1 pseudogene is annotated in these 355 nt (G+C 64.2%); it reads right to left on the bottom strand.

Annotated elements, in window-relative coordinates:
• Positions 1-355, bottom strand: a pseudogene (locus tag AB4Z42_RS28540) (succinate--CoA ligase subunit alpha); the annotation flags it as partial.

Below are 355 nucleotides of genomic sequence, written 5' to 3'. Positions count from 1 at the left end.
TTCTTCATGTTGTCCTTGATCCAGTGCGCGGCGTTGGCCTCGTCCGGGCCGCCGATCTCACCGATCATGACCACGGCGTCCGTGTCGGGATCGTCGTTGAACATCTTCATCACGTCGATGTGCTTCAGGCCGTTGATGGGGTCGCCACCAATGCCCACGGCCGACGACTGGCCCAGGCCCAGCGCGGTCAGCTGGCCCACGGCTTCGTACGTCAGCGTGCCCGAGCGCGACACCACGCCGATGCGGCCCTTGCGGTGGATGTGACCCGGCATGATGCCGATCTTGATCTCGTCCGGCGTGATCAGGCCCGGGCAGTTCGGACCCAGCAGCAGGGTCTTCTTGTTCTGCTTACGCA

It is taken from the genome of Mycobacterium sp. 2YAF39 (assembly GCF_052114565.1).
Taxonomy (GTDB): domain Bacteria; phylum Actinomycetota; class Actinomycetes; order Mycobacteriales; family Mycobacteriaceae; genus Mycobacterium.
Note: the sequence above shows the minus strand (reverse complement) of the source record. Positions and strands in the feature narration are given on the sequence as shown.